Here is a 19,568-nt window from a genome sequence, read left to right as displayed (position 1 = left end):
CGCGGGACCGCTCAGGGCTTGCGCGCGACGCCGCCGTACCCGTCCACCGCCTCGGTGGCGGTGTCCGACCGCCACTGCGAGATCGACACCACGCCCGGTTCCAGGAGTTCCAAGCCGTCGAAGCACCGCTCGATCTGTGCCGGGCTGCGCAGGATGTAGGGGACCGCGCCGGTGTCGTCGTAGCCCTGCTGGGCCTCGTCGAACCCCTCGCTGGTGTTGGTGCTGTCCCACAACACCAGATAACTCCCGGAGGGGACGGCGGCCATCACCCTGCCCACAATGGACCGCACCTCGTCGTCATCGGCGACGTGGCCGAGGACTCCCATGAACATGACCGCGATCGGCTGGCTGAAGTTCAGGATGTTCCTGGCGTCGGCCACGATCCGCTCCGGTTCGTGGAAGTCCCCGTCGACGTAGCCGGTGACACCCTCCGGAGTGGTGTTGCTGAGCAGGGCGCGAGCGTGTGCCAACACGAGCGGGTCGTTGTCCACGTACACGATCCGGGAGTCCGGGGCGGCCCGCTGGGCGACCTGGTGCGTGTTGTCCATTGTCGGCAGTCCGGTGCCGATGTCGAGGAAGTTGCGGATGCCGGCCTCGGTCGCCAGGTGGTGTACGGCACGGATCAGGAAGCGCCGGGACTGCTTGGCCAGCGGCACGATGCCCGGGAAGTGCGCCTTGTAGGCGTCCCCGGCGGCACGGTCCGCCGCGAAGTTGTCCTTACCGCCCATCCAGTAGTTCCAGATCCGCGCGGAGTGCGGCACCCCGGTGTCGAGCGCTTCCGACCGTGACTGCTGCTGGGTCGTGCTTTCCTGGGTCACTTGGCCGTCCCCGTAATCTCTGTGGCGGGCGGGAGGTCTCCACCGTAGACCGGACGACACGTCCGACGCACCATCGGCCCCGCCGGTTCCCACGCGGGCGTGGATCACACTCCGCACAGCGCCTCGGCCAGCCGGCGATACTGCTCGCGGGGCAACCGTCGCCGGTCCGGCCGCGGCTGGTCGGTATCTTCCGAGAGCACCTGGATGGCGACATGGTCCGCGCCCGCCTGATGATGCTCGCGGACGCGGCCGACCACGGTCGCCATGTCGCCCCAGGCGACCACGGCGTCGACCAGGCGGTCGCTGCCGCGACCGGTCAGGTCCTCCTCGGTGAAGCCGAGTCGACGCAGGTTCGCCGAGTAGCCCCGCTTGCTCAGGTAGAAGTCGAGCGCCTGCCGGGCGATGCTGCGGGCCCGCCCGGGGTCGGCCTCCAGCACCACCTTCAGCTCCGGCGCCAGCAACGGCCCGACCCCCAGGGCGGCTCGCGCCTGGCGGGTGTGCTCGACGGTGGTGAGGAACGGGTGCGCGCCGAGGCTGCGGGCGGCGGCGAGAGCGGTCATCCGCGGTCCGACCGCGCCGAGGACCCGGTCGCCGGCCGAGCACCCGGACGCATCGAGCTGGTCGAGGTACTCCACCATCATCCGGTACGGCGACAGCAGCCACTGACTCGGCTCGCGCGGACCGTTGCCCAGCCCGAGCAGCAGCCGAGCCGGATGCCTCGCGGTCAGCTGCGCGTGCCGCGCGGCGACCTCCTCGACGGGATGCTGCCAGATGTTGACGATCCCGGTGGCCACGGTGATCCGTGGCGCCGCGTCCAGCAGCGACGACGCGACGTCCATGATCGTCGGTCCGTTGCCGAGCCAGATCGCGCCGAAGCCGAGGGCGTCCACCTCGGCGGCGGCCTCGGGCAGGCGCGCACCCTCCTGGATCCACAGCCCCAACGGCGCCCACAGGCCGACACCGCCCAGCTGGACCGTCACGCCAGCACCTTTCGCAGCACGTCGAAGACCCGCTCCTCGTCGCGCTCACCGGTCCGCCAGTTGCTGAACGCGATGCGCAGTCCGGGCCTGCCGGCGTAGACGGTGGGCGTCAGGAAGGCCTCCCCGGTCTCGGCGACACTGCGGAACACCGCACTCGCGTCGCCGTCCACGGTGAAGCAGACCACGTTGAGCCGTACCGGGGCGAGCAGTCGCACTCCGGGCAGGGTGGCCAGCCGGGCGCCCAGCCGGCGAGCCGACGCGATGTTCCGCTCGACGATCTCCCGATGCCCGGCGAGGCCGTACGCGGTCAGCGAGAACCAGGCGGGTAACGCCCGCATCCGCCGGGAGTTCTCCGGGGTGAGGTGCACGAATTCGGGCTCCTCGGCCGGAGCGCCGAGATACGCCGCGTCGTTGTGGAACACGCTGAGCTGTAGGTCCTGTCGGCGGGTGAACTGGACCGCCGCGTCGTACGGAACGTTGAGCCACTTGTGCAGGTCGACGCAGACGGAGTCGGCTTCGGCGAGCCCGTCGACCAGGTGCGCGTGATCCGGGGACAGGGCGGCGAACAGCCCGAAGGCGCCGTCGACGTGCAGCCAGAACCGATGGTCGCGCTTCAGCGCGGCGATCGCCCGCAGGTTGTCGAAGTCCGCAGTGTTCACCGTGCCGGCGTTGGCCACCACGATCGCCGGGCCCTGGCTCAGCGCGGCCGCCAGGGCGGACACGTCGACCGCCTCGCGGCCGGGCAGCACAGGCAACTGGTGTAGCTGCTCCCGGCCGATGCCGAGGATGGAGAGCGCCTTGTAGATGCTCGAGTGTGGCGAGCCGGACAGCACCCGGATCGCCGGAAGGGCCTGCGTACCCGCCTGCGCGACGGAGATGCCGTACTGCTCGCCCAGCCATTCCCGGCCGATTGCCAGCCCCACGACGTTGGACATCGTCGCGCCGCTGACGAAGGCGCCGGTGTGGGTGCGGGTGAGGCCGAACAGCTTGCGCAGCCAGTCGAGGGTCTCACGTTCGAGATCCGGTGCGGACGAGTCACCGTCCGACGCCACGTTCTGGTCCAGGGTACTGGTCAGCCAGTCGCCGGCGACGGAGGCGGGGGTGGCGCCGCCCGTGACGAATCCGAGGTACCTCGGCCCCGCGCTGCCGGACAGGCCCGGTTCCCACCGCTCGGCGAACCGGGTCAGCGCGCCCTCCAGCCCGATGCCCTCCACCGGCAGCGGATCGGCCGGCCGGGTGTCGGGTGGTCGGGCCACCGGACGTGCGTCCAGCCCGGCCAGGAGCCGGGCGGCGTACCCACGGGTGGACTCCAGCAGGTCCGGTAGGCGTTCCAGGTCGTCGGCCAGTCTCGTATGCATTGGCGCACCGTAGCCGGGCCGGGCGCGCGAAGTCCTGGTCCAATTCTGTATAACTGGACCATGTCGTTCGTCGCAAGCATGGGCCGGTGGCGCCAGGAGGGCATGAGCCTCGCGCAGTGCGTCGACGCGGCGGTCCGCGGCGCGGTGCTGGACGGCCGGATCCCGGTCGGCACCCCACTGCCGTCCGAACGGGTGCTCGGCCGGCAACTGGACATCAGCCGGGGCACCGTGGTCGCCGCGCTCGCGTTGCTGCGGGAGGGCGGCTGGGTACGGACGCGGCACGGCAGCGGCAGCGTCCTGTGCCTGCCGGCCCACCTGACCACCCGTACCGCACCCTGGTCACTGGACCAGGGCGGCGATGGCGTGGAACTCGACATGAGGCTGGCCGTGACCGCCGCCCCGCATGCGCACTATCTGGCCGCGCTGCACCGGGCGGTGGAGCGCTGCGCGCCCCAGCTGTGCGATTCCGGCACCCCGGATGGCGGCCTGCCCGGCCTGCGGGCGCTGCTGGCCGGGCAGTACACCCGCGAGGGCCTGCCGACCACCCCGGAACAGATCCTGGTCACCTCGGGTGCGACGGCGGCGCTGATGCTGCTGGCCGATCACTTCCACGACCGGCGCCGCCCGTTCGTCGTGGAAAGTCCCACCTATCCGGGCGCCCTGGCCGTGTTACGCCGGCGCCGTACGCGGTTGGTGTCGATCCCGGTCACGGCCCAGGGCTGGGAACGGCCCACGGACGTCATCAGGTCGGCCGGCGCCGGGCTGGTGTACCTGACTCCGGACTTCCACAACCCGTCCGGCATGCTCATGCCGGACGACGTACGCGAGCAGATCGCCGCAATGGCCGAGCGCCTCGACGTTCCCGTGGTTGCCGACGAGACCATGCGCGAGCTCGATCTCCGGACACCGCCGCAGCCCGTGCCGCGCCTGCGTGGGGCCCGCGTCATCACGATCGGCTCCACGAGCAAGACCATCTGGGGTGGCCTACGCGTCGGCTGGATCCGGGCGCGGGCCAGCGATGTACGGGAGTTGATGCTCAACCCGATGCAGGGGAGTCTCACGCCACCGCCGCTGGAGCAACTGATCGCCGAAGAGCTGCTCGGCGACGTGGGCCAGATTCTCACGGACCGACTGGCCAGCCTGCGAACCCAGCGGGACCACCTCGTCCAGTTGCTCGCCGGACGGGACGAGTGGACTTTCGACGTGCCGCTCGGCGGGCTCGCCGTCTGGCTGCACCTGCGACACACCACCGGACCCGCCCTGGCGGCTGCGGCTAGGCGCCGTGGCCTGGCGCTGGCGTCCGGGCCCGAGTTCTCCGTCGACCGGACCCTGACCAGGTATCTGCGGCTGCCCTTCACCGCCGCTCCCGAGGTACTGACCCGGGCCGTGGCGCTCCTCGGCTGACCCGCCGCCCACCCGCCGGTTCGGCTAACGGTGCCGATCGTGGACCCTGCCACAACCGTCCCGAAGCAGTCAGTCCAGCTCGACGCGCTCGACCCGCTCCCGTACGGCGAGCATGTCCAGGAACGCGTGGCAGCGCACAACCTGGCCGCCCCGCAGCTGCCAGACCCAGCAGTACTCGTTGTGGTACGGGATGCCGTCGATCGCCGTCGCGTCGCCCACGAAGCGGACGATCACGATGTCACCCTCGGTCCACAGATCCTGAACGGTCATCACGAGCGGCGGCACCAGCCGGTCCATGACCGGTGACGATCCCTCGGCGAGGAACTCGGCCTTCGACGTGTAGGTGCGCCCGTTGACGATCGTCCAGTCGATGTCGTGGTGGAGGATTTCGTAGAGGTCGCCGCCCGCGTTCTGCTGCTCGAACGCCCGGAGCACGGCCGCCTTGTTCCGGCGTTCCCGGGCCGACTGGCCGGAAGCCGGCCCGCCGCCATCCTCGCGCGGTCCCGCCGAGGCGGGAGCGGTTCCGGCCAGCATCGTCAGCCCGCCGGTCAGCGCTGCCGTCATGAGTACCCGTCGGCTCTGCCCCGAAGTGCCGCTCGTCATCGTCGTCCCTCTTCCGCTCGTCGGTGCGCACCGCTGCCCTCGCGGTAGAAGACGTAACCCCCGTGGTGCAGGATGTCTCCGTCGAAGGTTCCGTCCGCGGTGAATCCGGTGTCGTCGATGTAATCGATCCTGTCGCCGATGATCCGGTAGGAACCCGTGTAGGCGCTCTGCCGGTCTCCGCGGGCCTCGTCGTAGCGGCCGTTCGGGAGTAGCTCCTGACGGATGTGCCCGTCGGAGGTCACCCACATTCCGAGGTACGGATGCGGTGACGCCCCCGCGGCCTCGGTCTGCGCTGTCCCCGGGGTCGGTGTGGGCGGTGTTCCGTTCGCGGGTGGCGCGGGATCCTGCAGGTGAGGCTGCGCGGCGTCGTCAGGAACGGCGGGTCGTCCGCTGTCCGGCCCCACGGAGCACGCGGCGAGGAGCACGGCGGCGCACGCGCCGCTGAGCACGACTCCGAGGCGGCCCCTCATGAGATCCTCCCGCGCGAGTCAGCCCGGCGTTCGGGTGCCGGCGCCGCGAGCGAGCCGAGCAGGCGCAGCGCGTCGGCGGTCCGGGTGCCCTGCTGGGCGTGGTACACGATCAGTTGCTGCCCTGGCGCGGAACGCACGTCGAAGGTCTGCATGCGGAGGGTGAGTTCGCCGACCTCGGGATGCAGCAGGACCTTTGCCGCGTCGGACTTGCCCCGCGCGTCCCGTCGCCGCCACAGGTCGGTGAACTCGCGGCTGTGCTCCGTGGCCGTCCGCAGTACCTCCTGGATCCGGGGATCGTGCGGCCAGGCACCCTCGAGGAACCGCAATGCCGCGACCGCGTTCGCCGCGGCCTTTTCCCAGTCCAGCCGCCCACCCTCGGGCAGCCCGACGTCGCCTGGCTGCATCTGTTCGCGCCGGCCCCGCAGGTAGTTGCCCAGTTTCGAAGTGGCCATGACGACCAGGCTAGGTCGCCGGTGCGCCGCGAGCCTGGTCCCAGCGCTCCCAGGTAGATCGAGGCCCGTCGTTCACACCGGCCCGAGCAACCCTCTGCTCCCCGCGCCGAACAGGCTCGGGCGCCGTTGGGCCCGAGCAACTGGTCGAACTGCGCGACGAGAGCAGTGGTCTGGTGGCCCATCGCATCCTCGACCTCTGCTGCTGCCGCAGCGCCCGCCTTCGGTTGTGAGCCATGTTCTTCTTCGGCGAGGCGACATGCTCACCGAAGGCCGTCTTCGTGTCCACTCACGACAGCGCGAAACAAGAGGCGAGAGAGCCGAAGGTTAAAACAAGACTAGCCGGCGGTGCGGTAGTGGTACCCGCGTACCTCGCTGAAGCCGGTCCGCTCGTACAGCCGGACCGCCGGCACGTTGCCGCGTTCCACCTGGAGATACATCCGGTCGGCCCGGTGTCCACCGGCCCACTTCGCGAGGGCGGCGAGCAGACTGCGGGCCGCACCCCTCCCACGTGCCTCGGGCAGGGTGGCCATACCGAACAGCCCCACCCAGCCGGTGTCGGCGACCGCGCGCCCCACCGCGACGATCTCACCGCCGACCATCGCAGCCGCGTACGCGCTCGGCCCGTCCACCCGGGTGAGCATGTCCCACTCGGCGGTGCGATCGCCGCCATGGTGACCGTGCACGGCGTGCCAGACATCGAACCAGTCACCGGTCGGGCGGTCGTCCAGTCGGATCCGCAGCGAGTTGGTCGGCGCCCCGCCCAGCACCCGGGCGGTCGGGGCCGCCCGCAACGACATCGGGCTCTCCGCGCGGTAGCCACGTTCGGCCAGGACGGCGTCGAGCCCTCGGGGGCATGCTCCCGCGCTGATCTGAAACCGCGCGGCCACGCCACGGTCGGCGTAGAACTTCTCCGCGCCGGCCACCCGGCGCACCAGTTCGTCCGGTCCGGCATCACCATGTGGCAGCACCGACCGCACCCACCAGGCACAGCCCGGGGCAGAACGTAGCCACCACCCGTCGACCTTCTCGATCTGCGTGGCCGGAAGCGCTCGCGCCGCTCTCTCCTGGAGGCCCCGCACCGCCTCCGGGTCGCTCATGCCCGCCAACCCCGACACTCCGACTACGCGCCCCGGGTGATCCGCAGGGTCAGCACGTCGGTCCGGACCATGATGTGGCCATGGAACAGGGCGGTATCCTCGGCGTTGTAGCCGATCTGGGTCGCGTTGACCAGTGGATGCCCGATCGGCACCCCGAGCCGGTCGACCGCCTCCTCGTCGGCGAGCATGGCGGCGAACTCGATCTCGGCTCGGCGTACCGGCATCCCGGTCGCGTCGGCCAGGAACTCGAACATGTCCAGGTCGATGCTGACCAGACCGGACGGGTCGAGGTGGCGGTCGCCGACGCTGAGCGGCAGGTGGTCCCGGATCCAGGCGGCGGCGACGCCGTCGACGGCGAAGAGCCGGTCGACCCGCCACACCGGCGAACCGACCGGCAGCCCGAGGATCTTGGCGCAGTCGTCCGGGCAGGAGGCCCGGCTCACGGCCGCGTCCTGGAGTGCGGGGCGGTGCCCGGAGGCGGTGATCCGGTCCCGCAGGGCGGTGACGTCGCCGATCGACACCGGCACCCGCTCGGCTGGCTCGCGGACGAAGGTGCCGACACCCCAGGTCCGGGTCAGTACGCCCTCGGCGGCGAGCTGGCCGAGGACCTCCCGTACGGTGGCCCGGCTGACCGCCAACCGGTCGGCCAGTTCCCGCTCGTTGGGCAGCTTGTCACCGGTCAGGAACTCGCTGCCGATCAGGTCGCGCAGCTGACCTTGCGCGGCCTGCAGCGCGGTTTCGCGCCGAGCCATCACTCTCACCTTCCCGCTCCACGCCGCCACCGTGTTCGAGTCGGCCGCTGGGGTGCGCCCTGACCGCCGAACTCGGCGTACGGAGTGTAGTAGTTGGACACCCGCCCGATCGATCTGCGCACGGGTGCCGTCGTCACGCCGGTACCCGCCGCTACCAGACCTGCTCCAGTACCCGGATGGTGTTGCCGCCGACGACCTTGGCGATCTCGTCGTCCGAGTAGTCGTGCTTGACGAGCCAGCCGACGATGTTGCCGAACGCCTCGCCCGGGTTCTCCACCCCGGAGACGTACTCCACCCGAGGGTGCTGCGGCTTGTTGCCGGAGTCGTGGCCGTAGTTGCCGGCGTACGTCTTGTGCACCCCGACGTGGTCGCCGAACATGGTGTCCGGGCCGAACGTCACGTGGTCGATGCCGACCAGGTCGACGCAGTAGCGGAAGTGGTCCATCACCGATTCGAGCGAGTGTTCCAGGTGGGCTTCCGACAGGGTGGTGTGCGGGGCGGCCTCGATGCCGATCACGCCACCCCGCTCGGCGCAGGCCCGGATCACGTCGTCCGGCTTCATCCGTGAGGTGTTCCAGACCGAGCGGGCCCCGGCGTGGGTGATGAAGACCGGTACCCGGCTGGCCTCGATGACGTCGAGGCAGGTCTGGTCGCCGGAGTGCGAGATGTCGATCGCGATGCCGAGCTTGTTCATCCGGTCCACGGCGCGCCGGCCGAAGTGGGTCAGCCCACCGTCCCGGGCCTCGGAGAGCCCACCGCCGAGCATGTTCGCCTGGCTGTACGCGATGCCGAGCTGCCGGACACCGAAGCCGTACAGGATGTCGATCCGGTCGAGTTCGTTCTCGATCGGGCTGCTGCACTCCAGCCCGGCGACCAGGGCGAGCCGGCCGTCCCGCTTCGCGGCCCGGATGTCGGCCAGCGAGGTGGCGAGCCGGACGAAGTCCTGCTTGTAGAGGTCGCTCATCCGCATCCCGAGGGCGTAGATGAGGTCGTTCCACTTCCAGCCGTTCTCGCTGGTCACGCAGGAGGCGCCGGCCATGAAGTTGTCGAAGACGGCGGTCAGGCCGGACCGGGCCAACCCCTCGTATCCGGTCCGCTGCCGGGCGGTCCGGTTGTAGGTGCGCAGTTCGCGGACGTCCTCGGGCAGGATGACCGGGTGTTCGTGCAGCGAGATCGCGATGTGCTCGGTCAGCAGCCGGGTGACCCGCTGCCGCTGCGCGTCGGTGAGCCCGAGGTCGTGTTCGGGCACCCGACCGACCTCCGCGGCCAGGTCGAAGACCCGGTAGTCGGCATGTGGCTCCAGGTACGAGTAGGACTTGTGGCCCTGGTACCGGGACGCGGGTTCTTGCAGCAAAGCTCTCTCCTTAATGCGGGACGGTAGTCGCTGGGTGCCGGGGGCGGCGTCAAGCGGCCAGCGGGTAGTGGCAGGCGACCGCGCGGTCGTCGCCGGCCAGCGGGGGCTCGGTGGTGGCACAGGTTTCCGTCGCCTGCCAGCAGCGGGTCCGGAAGCGGCAGCCGGACGGCGGGTCGACCGGACTCGGCGGGTCACCGACGAGCAGGATCCGCTTCCGGTCGCCCCGGCCCACCGGTTCCGGCACCGGCACCGCCGACAGCAGCGCCTTGGTGTACGGATGGGCCGGTGCGTCGTACAGCGTCGTCTCGGGGCCGCTCTCCACCAGTTTGCCGAGGTACATCACCGCGACCCGGTCGGAGATGTGCCGGACCACCGACAGGTCGTGGGCGATGAAGACGTACGCCACGCCCAGTTCCCGCTGGAGTCGTTCCAGCAGGTTCACCACCTGGGCCTGGACCGAGACGTCGAGCGCGGAGACCGGCTCGTCGCAGACGATCACGTCGGGTTGCAGGGCCAGCGCGCGGGCGATGCCGATCCGCTGGCGCTGCCCGCCGGAGAACTGGTGCGGATACCGGTCGAGGTGCACGCTCGGGTCGAGGCCGACCAGGTCGAGCAGTTCCCGGATCCGGTCCAGCCGGCGTTTGCGGTCCAGCGCGTCGGGATGGATCTCGAACGGCTGGAGCAGGATCTCCCGGATCGTCCGCCGGGGGTTCAGCGACGTGTACGGGTCCTGGAGCACGATCTGGATCCGCCGGCGCAGCGCCCGCAGGTCCCGACCCCGGGCCGCGTGCACCACCGCGTCGCCGAAGCGCACCTCGCCCGAGGTCGGTCGCTCCAGCCCGACCAGCATCCGGGCCAGCGTGCTCTTGCCGCAGCCGGACTCGCCGACCACCCCGAGGGTCTCGCCCCGGCGCAGCTCGAAGGAGACTCCGTCGACGGCCTTGACCACCCCGCCGGAGGTGAACGGAAGCCGACCCTTGACCGGGAAGTGCCGGACCAGGTTCTCGACCCGGAGTACCAGCTCGTCAGTGGCTGACATGCAGCAACTCCTCCCGGTGGTGGCAGGCGCTGGCGCGGCCGGCGGGCAGCGGTTCCAGCGCGGGCAGCGTGGCCCGGCAGACGTCGTCGGCCCGGGGACAGCGCAGGTGGAACGGGCAGCCGCTGGGCAGCCGGGCCGGGTTCGGCGGGCTGCCGGGAATGGCGTACAGCTCCTCGTCCCGCCGGTCGATCCGGGGCATCGAGGCGAGCAGACCCTCGGTGTACGGATGGGCCGGGCCGGCGAAGATCTGCTCCACGGTGGCCCGCTCGACGATCCGGCCGGCGTACATCACCGCGACGTCGTCGGCGACCTCGGCGACCACTCCCAGATCGTGGGTGATCAGCAGCAGTCCCATCCCGCTGTCCCGCTGGATCTCCGCGATCAGTTCCATCACCTGCGCCTGCACGGTCACGTCCAGCGCGGTGGTGGGCTCGTCGGCGATCAGCACGTCCGGCTCCAGCGCGATCGCCAACGCGATCATGATGCGCTGCCGCATCCCGCCGGAGAACTGGTGCGGATAGTCCCGGGCCCGGTCCTTGGCGGCCGGGATGTGCACCCGGTCGATCAGTTCGACCGCGCGTCGCCGGGCGTCGGACCGGGACATCTTCCGGCGGACCCGGAGCAGTTCGCTGAGCTGGTCGCCGACGGTGAAGACCGGGTTGAGTGCGGCCATCGCGTCCTGGAAGACCATCCCGATCTCCTCGCCGCTGACCCGGTCGCGCTGCTTCGGCGCGAGGGTGAGCAGCTCCCGTCCGCGTAGCCGGACCGATCCGGCGACCCGGGCGGGCGGCACGTCGAGGATGCCCATCACCGCCTGGGCGGTGACGCTCTTGCCCGAGCCGGACTCGCCGAGGATCGCCAGCGTCCGTCCGGACTCCAGCTCCAGCGACACCCCGTTGACCGCGTGCACGGTCGTCGCGTCGCCACCGGGCCCGGGGAAGCTGACCCGCAGGTCCTCGACCTCCAGCAGGGCCATTACCGGATCCCGGCCGAATCGAGGAAGTCCCGGACGGTCCGCTGGAACAGCTCCGGTTCCTCCAGTTGTGGCGAGTGGCCGGAGTGCTCGAAGACCACCAGCCGGGCGTCGGGGACCAGGTCGGCGATGACCTGAGAGGCGGCCACCGGGGTACGCCAGTCGTGCCGGCCGACGGTGACCAGGGTCGGGCAGGTGATCGTCGGCAGCTTCGGCTTGAGGTCGTACCTCGGCATGTTCTGGCCGAACGCGGCGTTGTGGGTCCGGTAGTGGAACCGGGTCGCGGCCAGTTTCGCCGCGTCCTTGGCCGGGTCGTGTTGGTGGTCGTAGAGCGGCAGGATCGCCTTCCAGTACTCCCGGAGCTGGTCGTTGCTCTCGAACCGGCCGGTGCCGATCCGGTCGATGGCCCACTGTGGAATGACGGTCCGGTCGGTGGTCTTCGCCCGCTCGACGGCGAGGTGGTCGTGCGCGGTGTCCGGTGCGGTGTCCCGCAGGACCAGCGCGGCGACCCGCTCGGGGTGCGCGATGGCGTATTCCAGGGCAATGAAGCCGCCGTACGAGCCGCCGGCCATCACGATCCGCTCGTAGCCGAAGTGCGCCCGGATGGCATCGGTGTCGGCGACCCACTGTTCGTGGGTGAACGGCTCGTCGTCGCTGGACTCACCGGAGCCCCGCGCGTCGAAGACGATCACCCGGAACCGGTCGGCGAACGGGCCGAACGAGCGCTTCGGCTCGGACCGGGAACCGAGTCCCGGCGCGCCGTGGTGCACGATCATGGCCGGCGCGTCCTCGGGGCCGAACGCCTCGACCACCAGCTCGGCGCCGTTGATGTTGAGCCGACCCGAAAAGTTCGTCGGACTTCCGATGGTCACCGGACCTCCTCGATGATGTTGGATGCGAGATCGCGCGGATAGCCGGTCAGCCGGCGCGGGCCGGTCTCCTCCACCAGGACGGTGTCGGAGATCCGGTAGCCGGCGTGGCCCGGGACGTACACCCCGGGCTCGCTGGAGAGCAGCATCCCGGGCTCCAGCACGGTGTGGTCGCCGTCCTCCACCCAGGGCGCCTCGTGGTTCTGCAACCCGATGCCGTGGCCCTGCCGGTGCCGGATGAAGTCGCCGAGCCCGTGCCCGCGCAGCACGTCGAGGCAGGTCCGGTTGACCTCGGCGCAGGTCCGGCCGGCCCGCATCGCCTGGGTGCCGACCTCCTGGGCCTCCCGGTCCGCCTCGTAGTAGCGCTGCTGTTCGGCGGTCGGCTCACCGACCACGAAGGTCCGTTCGCTCTCCACGAACCGGCTCGCCACCGCCGCGCCCAGGGACAGGATCAGGGTGTCGCCCGGCTGGATCCGTCGCCGGGTCGGCAGGCCGTGCGGCAGCGCCGAGTTCGGACCGGCGTAGACCAGCCCGCCGGCCAGCTTGGTGGTGTAGACGACGAGGTCGTAGTCGGCGTACATCCGGTCGGTGCCGTAGCCGATGACGTGCCGGGCGATCTCGTCCTCGCGGGGGAGTTCGGTGCCCCGGCGCAGCGCGTCGGCGATCAGTTCCCGTCCGGCACCGAGCATCTCGTCGCAGATCCGCGCCGCCGCCTCGTGGAACGGGATCTCCTCGGGGAACTTGCGGAGCCGCAGCTTGGCCACCGCGTCGGTGGTGACCAGCGTGCTGCCGCCGAGTGCCCGGGACAGCGCCCGGTACGCGCCGATCGACAGCCCGGCGCTCACCCCGATCTGCTTCGGCGCCCGGCCGGCCAGCGCCGCGCCGAGGGTCTGTTCGGCGGTCACCACCCCGGGGAACTCGAAGTAGCTCACCGTTTCGACGGTGACGCCCTGCTGGGCGGCGTACTCCTCGTCGAGGCGGGGGATCACCAGCAGTGGGTCACCCTCGCGGGGCATCCACAGGTAGACCGGCCGTTCGGTGGCGATGTAGAAGAAGCCGGAGAGGAACGCGACGTCGGCCGGGGTGGTGGCCAGGAAGCCGTCGAGGCCGCGTACGTCGAGCGCGTCGGTGAGCCGGGCGCGTACGGTCGAGTAGAAACTGTCGGGCAGACGCATCGGTCAGCCTCCGTTCCGGCGGGGGTCGCGGATGTCGTTGAAGCGCATGCCGGCCACCGTCGCGGCGAGTACCAGCAGCAGGATCGCCAGCGACGGGAAGAGGGTCTGCCACCAGGCGATGGCCACCACGCCGCTGCGCTGGGCGTTGAGCAGGATCCGCCCCCACGACCAGGCGTCCGGGTCGCCGAGGCCGAGGAAGCTCAGCCCGGCCTCGGAGATGACCGCCCGGGACGCGGTCAGCAGCACGCTGACCACGATCAGCGGTACCACCGCCGGCATGATCTCCCGGGTGACGATCCGCCATCCGCTGGCGCCGAGCACCCGGGCGCCGTCGATGTACGGCATCGCGGAGACGACCAGGCCCTGCGAGCGGATCAGTCGGGCCACCTCGGGCCAGGCGAAGACGCCGATGATCACGGTCAGCGTCCAGACGCTCGGGCTGACGATCGCGGCCAGCATGATCATCAGGGGCAGGGTGGGCAGCGCCAGCATCACGTCCGTGACCACGGTGCCGATCGCGTCGACCCGCCGGAAGTACGCCGAGGCGAGCCCGATCGCGGTGCCCAGCACGATCGCGATCAGCGAGGCGGCCACCCCGATCAGCAGGCTGGTCCTGGTCCCCCAGACCACCTGGGCGAAGATGTCCTGCCCGAGGTCGTCGGTGCCGAACCAGTGCCTGCCGGACGGCGCCCGCAGTACGTCGGCGCCCGTCCCGCCCGGCTCGTCGGCGATCAGCGGCGCGAAGACCGCGAGCAGCACCATCACCACCAGGACCAGGGCGGCGAGCAGCCCGGACGGCTGGCGCAGGAAGGTCCGCCACGCCGAGCGGGTACCGGGCCCGACCTCCTGGACCGGCACCGCCGCCGCGGCCGGCTCGGTCACCAGTGGGCTACTCATAGCCGGATCCGAGGGTTGAGTACCGCGTACAGCAGGTCGGTGAGCGCGTTGGCGACCACCACGGTGATGGCGAGCATGATGAACGCTCCTTGCAGGACGGGATAGTCGCGTTGCCCGACCGCCTCGTAGATCAGCCGGCCGACCCCGGGGTACGCGAACACGGTCTCGGTGAGCACCGCGCCGCCGACCAGCGTGCCGAGTTGCAGGCCCATCAGGGTCAGGGCCGGCAGGATCGCGTTGCGCAGGGCGTGTTTCCACAGTCGACGCCGGCCGGACAGGCCCCGGGCCCGGGCCGCCCGGATGTAGTCCTCACCGAGGACGTCGATCAGGTTGGTCCGCAGCGTCAGCGCGTACGGGCCGAGTTGCACCAGCACCAGCGACGCCACCGGAAGCACCAGGTGGTGCAGCAGGCTCAGGTACGCGGCCGCGCCCCGGGTGTCCGGGTCGATCGCACCGCCGATCGGGAACCAGCCGAGCTTGGCGCCCAGGTACACCAGCAGCAGCATCGCCACGCTGGGTACGAAGAGCGCGTGCCCGCCGATGCCGAAGCCCTGGAGCAGCTTGTCCGGCCAGCGGCCCCGGTGCGCCGCCGCGTGCACCCCGATCGGGATGCCGACGGCGATGGTGAGCAGGAACGCCACCCCGGCCAGCAGCAGGGTCCAGGGCAGCCGGTCGAGCAGGATGTCGGTGACGGGCTGGATCTGCCGGAACGAGATGCCGAAGTTGCCGTGCAGCAGTTCGCGCAGGTACGAGACGTACTGCTCCAGCAGCGGCTGGTCCAGGCCGTACGTCTTGAGCAGCGCCGCCCGCATCTCCGGCGTCATGTCCCCCTCGACCATGAGGGTCGTGGGGTCCCCCGGAAGTAACCGGAGCAGGAAGAACGTCGCGGTGATCGCTATCCAGATGGTCAGTACGGCCTTCAGTGCCCGGTTGAGCACGAAGCGTGCCACGGGGGACCCCTCCCTTCTCTCTAGTGGCCGGTCAGCCGACCGGCTTCACCTGGGCCAGCGAGTACGCGGTGACCATGCCGAGCAGGTCGGACGGCGATGCCACGAAGCCGCCGAACTTGCTGGCGTTGTAGGCGAACTGGAAGTTCTCCACGTACAGCGGGGTCAGGTACGCCTGCTCGTGCACCACCTTGTCGATGTTCTTGATCTTGGTGGCGAAGGCCGCCGGATCGGTGGTGCCCGCCGCGTCGTTGATCAGCTGGTCGATCTCGGGGGACTTGAGCAGGTTGTAGTTGATCCCACCCGGGTTGCTGGACAGGTACGTGCTGCGGAGCTGGTCCATCGGGTTGTCGAACACGCCCCACTGCGACGCGTCGATGTCGTACTTGCCGTCCTTGGTGCGGGACAGGAACGTGTTCCGCTCCACGCACTCGTTCTCCAGCTTGATTCCGGCCTTCGCCGCGCTCTCCCGGAACAGCTGCACCACCCGGGTGATGTTGGCGTTGGACTGGTCGCAGGCCACGCCCAGGTCCAGGCCGTCGAAGAGGCCGTCACCGTTGCCGTCTTTGTAGCCCGCCGCCGTCAGCTTGGCCTTCGCCCCGGCGGGGTCGAAGGGGTACGGCTGGATCTCGGTGTTGTCGTAGTCGGCGAAGATCGGCGAGATCGGGCCGGACATCTGCTGCGCGTCGCCCTGGAGCACCGAGGAGATGATCGACTTCGTGTCGATCGCCATCGACAGCGCCTGCCGGACCTCCTGCTTGGCCAGGTCCTTGTTGTTCATGTTGTAGGTCAGGTGGGCGAAGCCGAGCGCGCCGACCTTCGTCATCTTGATCTTCGAATCGTTCTCGAAGGTCTTCGCGGCGGACGCCGGGACCGGGGTGCCCATCAGGTCGATGTCGCCGTTGCGCAGCGCCAGCATCATCGTGTTGACGTCCGGGTAGAGCCGGTACTCGACCTTGCTGACCGCCGGCTTCCCGCCGGGCGCCAGCGGGTACTTGTCGTTGCGCTTCATCACGTACCGCTGGCCCTTGGTGGCGCTCTCCAGCACGAACGGTCCCGCGCCGACCCAGTTCGAGTCGTTGGGGAACTTCGACAGGTCACCGGCGCCCTCGAAGACGTGCTTCGGCACGATCGACATCCAGAACCCGACGCCCTCGGCGAACGGCGCGTACGGCTGGGAGAGGTTGAACTTGACCGTGGTGGCGTCCGGCGCCTCGATCGAGGTGACCCAGGTGAGCTTCGCGGCGACGTTGCCGAGCTTGTACTTCATGATCGACTCGGCGCTGAACTTGACGTCGTCGGCCACCACCGGCTTGCCGTCGGTCCAGGTGAAGTCGTCGCGCAGGTGGAACACGGCGGTCTTGCCGTCGTTCTCGTACGTGTAGTCCTTGGCCAGTTCCGGCGCCTTCTTGGCGTTCTCGTCGATCCGCAGCAGGTGCGGGTACATCGCGTTGAGAATCCAGGAGTCGGTCTTGCTCAGCGACTGGAGCGGGTTGAAGTTCGACACGTCCGTGGTGGTGCCGATCCGCAGCACCGTGTCGCCGGCGGCACCGTCGCCGGACGACCCGTTGTCCTCGTTGAGGCCGCACCCGGACAGGCCGAGCGCGGCCGCCGCGCCGAGCGCGACGGCGGCCCGCCAGCGACGGGCGCGGCCGTTGATTGACTTGCTCACCAAACCTCCCGAAGAACGCGAATGATGTTGCCGCCGATGACCTTGGCGATCTCGTCATCGGAGTAGTCGTGCTTCACCAGCCAGCCGACGATGTTGCTGAAACACTCGGCCGGGTTCTCCATCCCGGACACGTACGGCACCCGGGGGTGCGCGACCGCACCGTGCGCCTTGCCGATCGCCAGGTGCCCGGTGAAGGTGTCGTGCAGCCCGACGTGGTCACCGAAGTTGGTGTCCGGTCCGAACGCCACGTGGTCGATGCCGACCAGGTCGACGCAGTAGACGAAGTGGTCCATCACCGACTCGATCGAGTGGTGCGGATGCTCCTGCGACAGCGTGGTGTGCGGGGCGGCCTCGATGCCGATCACGCCACCCCGCTCGGCACAGGCCCGGATCACGTCGTCCGGCTTCATCCGGGGTGTGTTCCACACCGAGCGGGCTCCGGCGTGGGTGATGAAGACCGGTACCCGGCTCGCCTCGATGACGTCGAGCGAGGTCTGGTCGCCGGAGTGCGAGACGTCGATGGCGATGCCGAGCTTGTTCATCCGGTCGACGGCCCGCCGGCCGAAGTGCGTCAGCCCGCCGTCGCGCTCCTCGGACAGGCCCGAGCCGAGCATGTTCGCCTGGCTGTACGCGATGCCCATCTGGCGGACGCCGAAGCCGTACAGGATGTCGATCCGGTCCAGCTCGTTCTCGATCATCGTGGCCGCTTCCAGGCCGGCCACCAGGGCGAGCTGGCCGTTCCGCTTGGCGGTGAAGATCTCTTCCAGGGTGGTGGCCACCACGACGTAGTCCTGCTTGGCGACGTCGGCGAACCGCAGGCCGATGTCGTAGATGACGTCGTCCCACTTCCAGGCGGCCTCGCTGGTCACGCAGCCGGTGCCATTCATGAAGTTGTCGAACACCGCGGTCATGCCGGACCGGGCAAGTCCCTCGAAGCCGAAGGAGTTGCGTCCGGTGCGGTTGTAGTCACGTAGCTGCGTGACGTCGGCCGGCAGGATCTTCGGGTGTTCGTGCAGCGAGATCGCGGAGTGGTCGCGCAGCAGCCGGGATACCCGGTCGCGCTGGGCGTCGGTCAGGCCCAGATCGTGTTCGGGGACCCGACCGAGTTGGGGCGCGAGGTCGAACACCTTGAAGTCGACCTGCGGGGTCAGATAGTCAAACGACCGGTATCCCGCATAGCGGGAAGCACGTTCCTGCACTAGTCAGCTCACCTCGGGACGCTCAGAGGCATGAGGATGGAGGTCTGACCTCCTGCCTTTCCGGGACCGTACGCGAGGGCCGTACGGATTGGGAAGGTCTCGTGATCTGACCGTTATCAAGGTCGTTGTCGGCCAAGCGAGCGCGAAATGCGCTGGTAACGGGCTTGCCGTGGATCGGCCGGCCGCCGACGGACCGCCGGCCGCGCCTGCTCGACCCGGCCGCTGCCGTGCAAGATCGGCCGTCCGGAGGTCTGACCACTGCCATCCGGGGCCGAGATCTCAGCCGTTCGTCGACTCGTTTGCCGGGTCCGTCGACCAGATGATGGGAAAGCGCCGGCCGGGCGGCGGGCCGTCACGGCTCGACGCTCGACCGACCCTCCGGACGGGGTGCGGGGACCTCGGCCGGGCCGTCCGCGACCGCTGTTCGCGGATCCGTGGACCGCGCACGCCGGAGCCGCCAGTCCGCCAGGACGACCATGGCGATCGCCGCGACCGCGAAGGCGATGTCGCTGGCGAGTTCGGCGGCCGGCGAGACCTCCCGCCACGGATGCAGGACGAAACCGTGCCAGGCCCAGGTGAGCAGGGCGCCACCGGCCAGGGCCAGCCGGTGGCGCGGGGACCATCGGGGGCTGCGGGCCCACCGGGTGACGTACCAGATCATCAGGGCGACCACGGCGACCCCGAGCGCGACCCCGAGCCAGTTCTCGCCGATCCCCAGCAGGCTGGACAGGAGGAACGCGACCACCAGGACCCACCACGGCCGGGGTGGCGTCTTCGCCGCGGGGTCGGCCGGACGGCGGCGTACGACGAACGCGGCACCGACGAACACGACCGCGGCCGTCGCGGCGGCGGCGAGTTGCGGTCCGGTGGCGCCGAAGCCCTCGGTGGACCGCAGATCGTTGTAGATCATGAAGCCGCCGAGCAGGTACAGCCCGGCCGCCACCAACAGACCGGGGGTACGCAGCCAGGGCGCGTCGGCGCGGTCGGGCACCAGGGATTCGATGATCGCGATCGGCGTGCCGATGCTCCAGACGGCGTGCCCGCCGACGAACACCAGAAGGTAGTAGGCGCTCACGCCGAGGCCGGGTATCCGGGCCGGCGTTCCGAAGTCCTCGCCCATGTAGTCGGGGTTGAACAGCGACTGGTCGAACAGGCCGGCCTCGATGACGCCGTAGGCCAGCCCGAGCAGCAGGATCGTCGGCCATCCCCGCCCGGTGCGCCGGGCCAGTTCGCGGATCAGCAGGGCCCCGCCGCCGTACATCGGTACCAGAAAGACGATCAACGGGAGGTCGCGGACGGTGTGGCTGCCCACCAGGTACTCCGGCACCCAGGGCGCGAGCAGGGCGAGGCCGATGACCGGCAGCACGCGTCGCCAGAACCGTGGTCCGGGCGTCGGGCGGGGGAGCGGGGATGTCCGGGACATGCCGTCGATTCTGGGCCGGGTAGGGCGGCCGGCACAGTGCACCGGAGACTGGTGTGGCCCTACCAAGGTCTACGGTTCCGATCTAC

The 19,568-nt window shown here is 70.1% G+C and carries 19 protein-coding genes; 1 reads left to right on the top strand and 18 read right to left on the bottom strand.

Annotated features, from left to right (window positions below; genetic code table 11):
• Positions 1 to 11: 11 nt before the first annotated feature.
• The 3 genes from ACFP2T_RS07800 to ACFP2T_RS07790 all read right to left on the bottom strand — a co-directional run bounded on the left by ACFP2T_RS07800 (position 12) and on the right by ACFP2T_RS07790 (position 3,156).
• A complete protein-coding gene (locus tag ACFP2T_RS07800) occupies positions 12 to 818 on the bottom strand; it encodes an SAM-dependent methyltransferase (protein ID WP_377419169.1) in 807 nt (268 codons plus the stop codon).
• A gap of 104 nt (positions 819 to 922) precedes the next feature.
• Positions 923 to 1,798 (bottom strand): LLM class F420-dependent oxidoreductase, encoded by an 876-nt coding sequence (locus ACFP2T_RS07795; protein WP_377419167.1) that lies wholly within the window; start codon positions 1,796 to 1,798, stop codon positions 923 to 925.
• A complete protein-coding gene (locus ACFP2T_RS07790; protein ID WP_377419165.1) occupies positions 1,795 to 3,156 on the bottom strand; it encodes a pyridoxal phosphate-dependent decarboxylase family protein in 1,362 nt (453 codons plus the stop codon). The genes ACFP2T_RS07795 and ACFP2T_RS07790 overlap by 4 nt, the downstream gene beginning before the upstream one ends.
• Positions 3,157 to 3,216: 60 nt before the next feature.
• Between ACFP2T_RS07790 and ACFP2T_RS07785 the strand changes: the two genes are divergently transcribed.
• Positions 3,217 to 4,560 carry an aminotransferase-like domain-containing protein gene (locus ACFP2T_RS07785; protein ID WP_377419163.1) on the top strand — a complete coding sequence of 448 codons (1,344 nt, stop codon included), beginning with the start codon at positions 3,217 to 3,219 and terminating at the stop codon, positions 4,558 to 4,560.
• Between the two features lie 69 nt (positions 4,561 to 4,629).
• On the opposite strand, the gene ACFP2T_RS07780 is transcribed toward ACFP2T_RS07785, so the two are convergent.
• The 15 genes from ACFP2T_RS07780 to ACFP2T_RS07710 form a co-directional block, all read right to left on the bottom strand.
• On the bottom strand, positions 4,630 to 5,163 hold the full coding sequence (locus ACFP2T_RS07780; RefSeq protein WP_377419161.1) for a nuclear transport factor 2 family protein: 534 nt from the start codon (positions 5,161 to 5,163) through the stop codon (positions 4,630 to 4,632).
• A complete protein-coding gene (locus ACFP2T_RS07775) occupies positions 5,160 to 5,633 on the bottom strand; it encodes an Atu4866 domain-containing protein (RefSeq protein ID WP_377419159.1) in 474 nt (157 codons plus the stop codon). The genes ACFP2T_RS07780 and ACFP2T_RS07775 overlap by 4 nt, the downstream gene beginning before the upstream one ends.
• Positions 5,630 to 6,085 (bottom strand): MmyB family transcriptional regulator, encoded by a 456-nt coding sequence (locus ACFP2T_RS07770; RefSeq protein ID WP_377419157.1) that lies wholly within the window; start codon positions 6,083 to 6,085, stop codon positions 5,630 to 5,632. The genes ACFP2T_RS07775 and ACFP2T_RS07770 overlap by 4 nt, the downstream gene beginning before the upstream one ends.
• Positions 6,086 to 6,420: 335 nt before the next feature.
• Entirely contained in the window at positions 6,421 to 7,182 is a 762-nt protein-coding gene (locus ACFP2T_RS07765) for a GNAT family N-acetyltransferase (RefSeq protein ID WP_377419155.1), read from the bottom strand.
• Between the two features lie 23 nt (positions 7,183 to 7,205).
• On the bottom strand, positions 7,206 to 7,934 hold the full coding sequence (locus ACFP2T_RS07760; protein ID WP_377419153.1) for a GntR family transcriptional regulator: 729 nt from the start codon (positions 7,932 to 7,934) through the stop codon (positions 7,206 to 7,208).
• 151 nt (positions 7,935 to 8,085) lie between these two features.
• Entirely contained in the window at positions 8,086 to 9,288 is a 1,203-nt protein-coding gene (locus ACFP2T_RS07755) for a dipeptidase (RefSeq protein WP_377419151.1), read from the bottom strand.
• Between the two features lie 49 nt (positions 9,289 to 9,337).
• Entirely contained in the window at positions 9,338 to 10,327 is a 990-nt protein-coding gene (locus tag ACFP2T_RS07750; RefSeq protein ID WP_377419149.1) for an ABC transporter ATP-binding protein, read from the bottom strand.
• Positions 10,314 to 11,303, bottom strand: coding sequence for an ABC transporter ATP-binding protein (locus tag ACFP2T_RS07745; protein ID WP_377419146.1), 990 nt, complete (start codon positions 11,301 to 11,303; stop codon positions 10,314 to 10,316). Before ACFP2T_RS07745 ends, ACFP2T_RS07750 begins: the two co-directional genes overlap by 14 nt.
• Complete coding sequence (locus ACFP2T_RS07740; RefSeq protein WP_377419144.1) at positions 11,303 to 12,172, bottom strand: alpha/beta fold hydrolase; 870 nt, start codon at positions 12,170 to 12,172, stop codon at positions 11,303 to 11,305. The genes ACFP2T_RS07745 and ACFP2T_RS07740 overlap by 1 nt, the downstream gene beginning before the upstream one ends.
• A complete protein-coding gene (locus tag ACFP2T_RS07735) occupies positions 12,169 to 13,344 on the bottom strand; it encodes a M24 family metallopeptidase (protein WP_377419141.1) in 1,176 nt (391 codons plus the stop codon). Before ACFP2T_RS07735 ends, ACFP2T_RS07740 begins: the two co-directional genes overlap by 4 nt.
• A gap of 3 nt (positions 13,345 to 13,347) precedes the next feature.
• Positions 13,348 to 14,241: an ABC transporter permease gene (locus ACFP2T_RS07730; protein WP_377419138.1), complete on the bottom strand. Its 894-nt coding sequence runs from the start codon at positions 14,239 to 14,241 to the stop codon at positions 13,348 to 13,350.
• Positions 14,238 to 15,191 carry an ABC transporter permease gene (locus ACFP2T_RS07725; protein ID WP_377419134.1) on the bottom strand — a complete coding sequence of 318 codons (954 nt, stop codon included), beginning with the start codon at positions 15,189 to 15,191 and terminating at the stop codon, positions 14,238 to 14,240. The genes ACFP2T_RS07730 and ACFP2T_RS07725 overlap by 4 nt, the downstream gene beginning before the upstream one ends.
• Positions 15,192 to 15,222: 31 nt before the next feature.
• Positions 15,223 to 16,860: an ABC transporter substrate-binding protein gene (locus ACFP2T_RS07720; RefSeq protein ID WP_377419131.1), complete on the bottom strand. Its 1,638-nt coding sequence runs from the start codon at positions 16,858 to 16,860 to the stop codon at positions 15,223 to 15,225.
• A complete protein-coding gene (locus ACFP2T_RS07715; protein ID WP_377419129.1) occupies positions 16,857 to 18,059 on the bottom strand; it encodes a dipeptidase in 1,203 nt (400 codons plus the stop codon). The genes ACFP2T_RS07720 and ACFP2T_RS07715 overlap by 4 nt, the downstream gene beginning before the upstream one ends.
• 352 nt (positions 18,060 to 18,411) lie before the next feature.
• Positions 18,412 to 19,482: a hypothetical protein gene (locus tag ACFP2T_RS07710; protein WP_377419125.1), complete on the bottom strand. Its 1,071-nt coding sequence runs from the start codon at positions 19,480 to 19,482 to the stop codon at positions 18,412 to 18,414.
• Positions 19,483 to 19,568 lie beyond the last annotated feature (86 nt).

This window comes from Plantactinospora solaniradicis, assembly GCF_042658085.1.
Lineage (GTDB): Bacteria > Actinomycetota > Actinomycetes > Mycobacteriales > Micromonosporaceae > Plantactinospora > Plantactinospora solaniradicis.
Note: the sequence above shows the minus strand (reverse complement) of the source record. Positions and strands in the feature narration are given on the sequence as shown.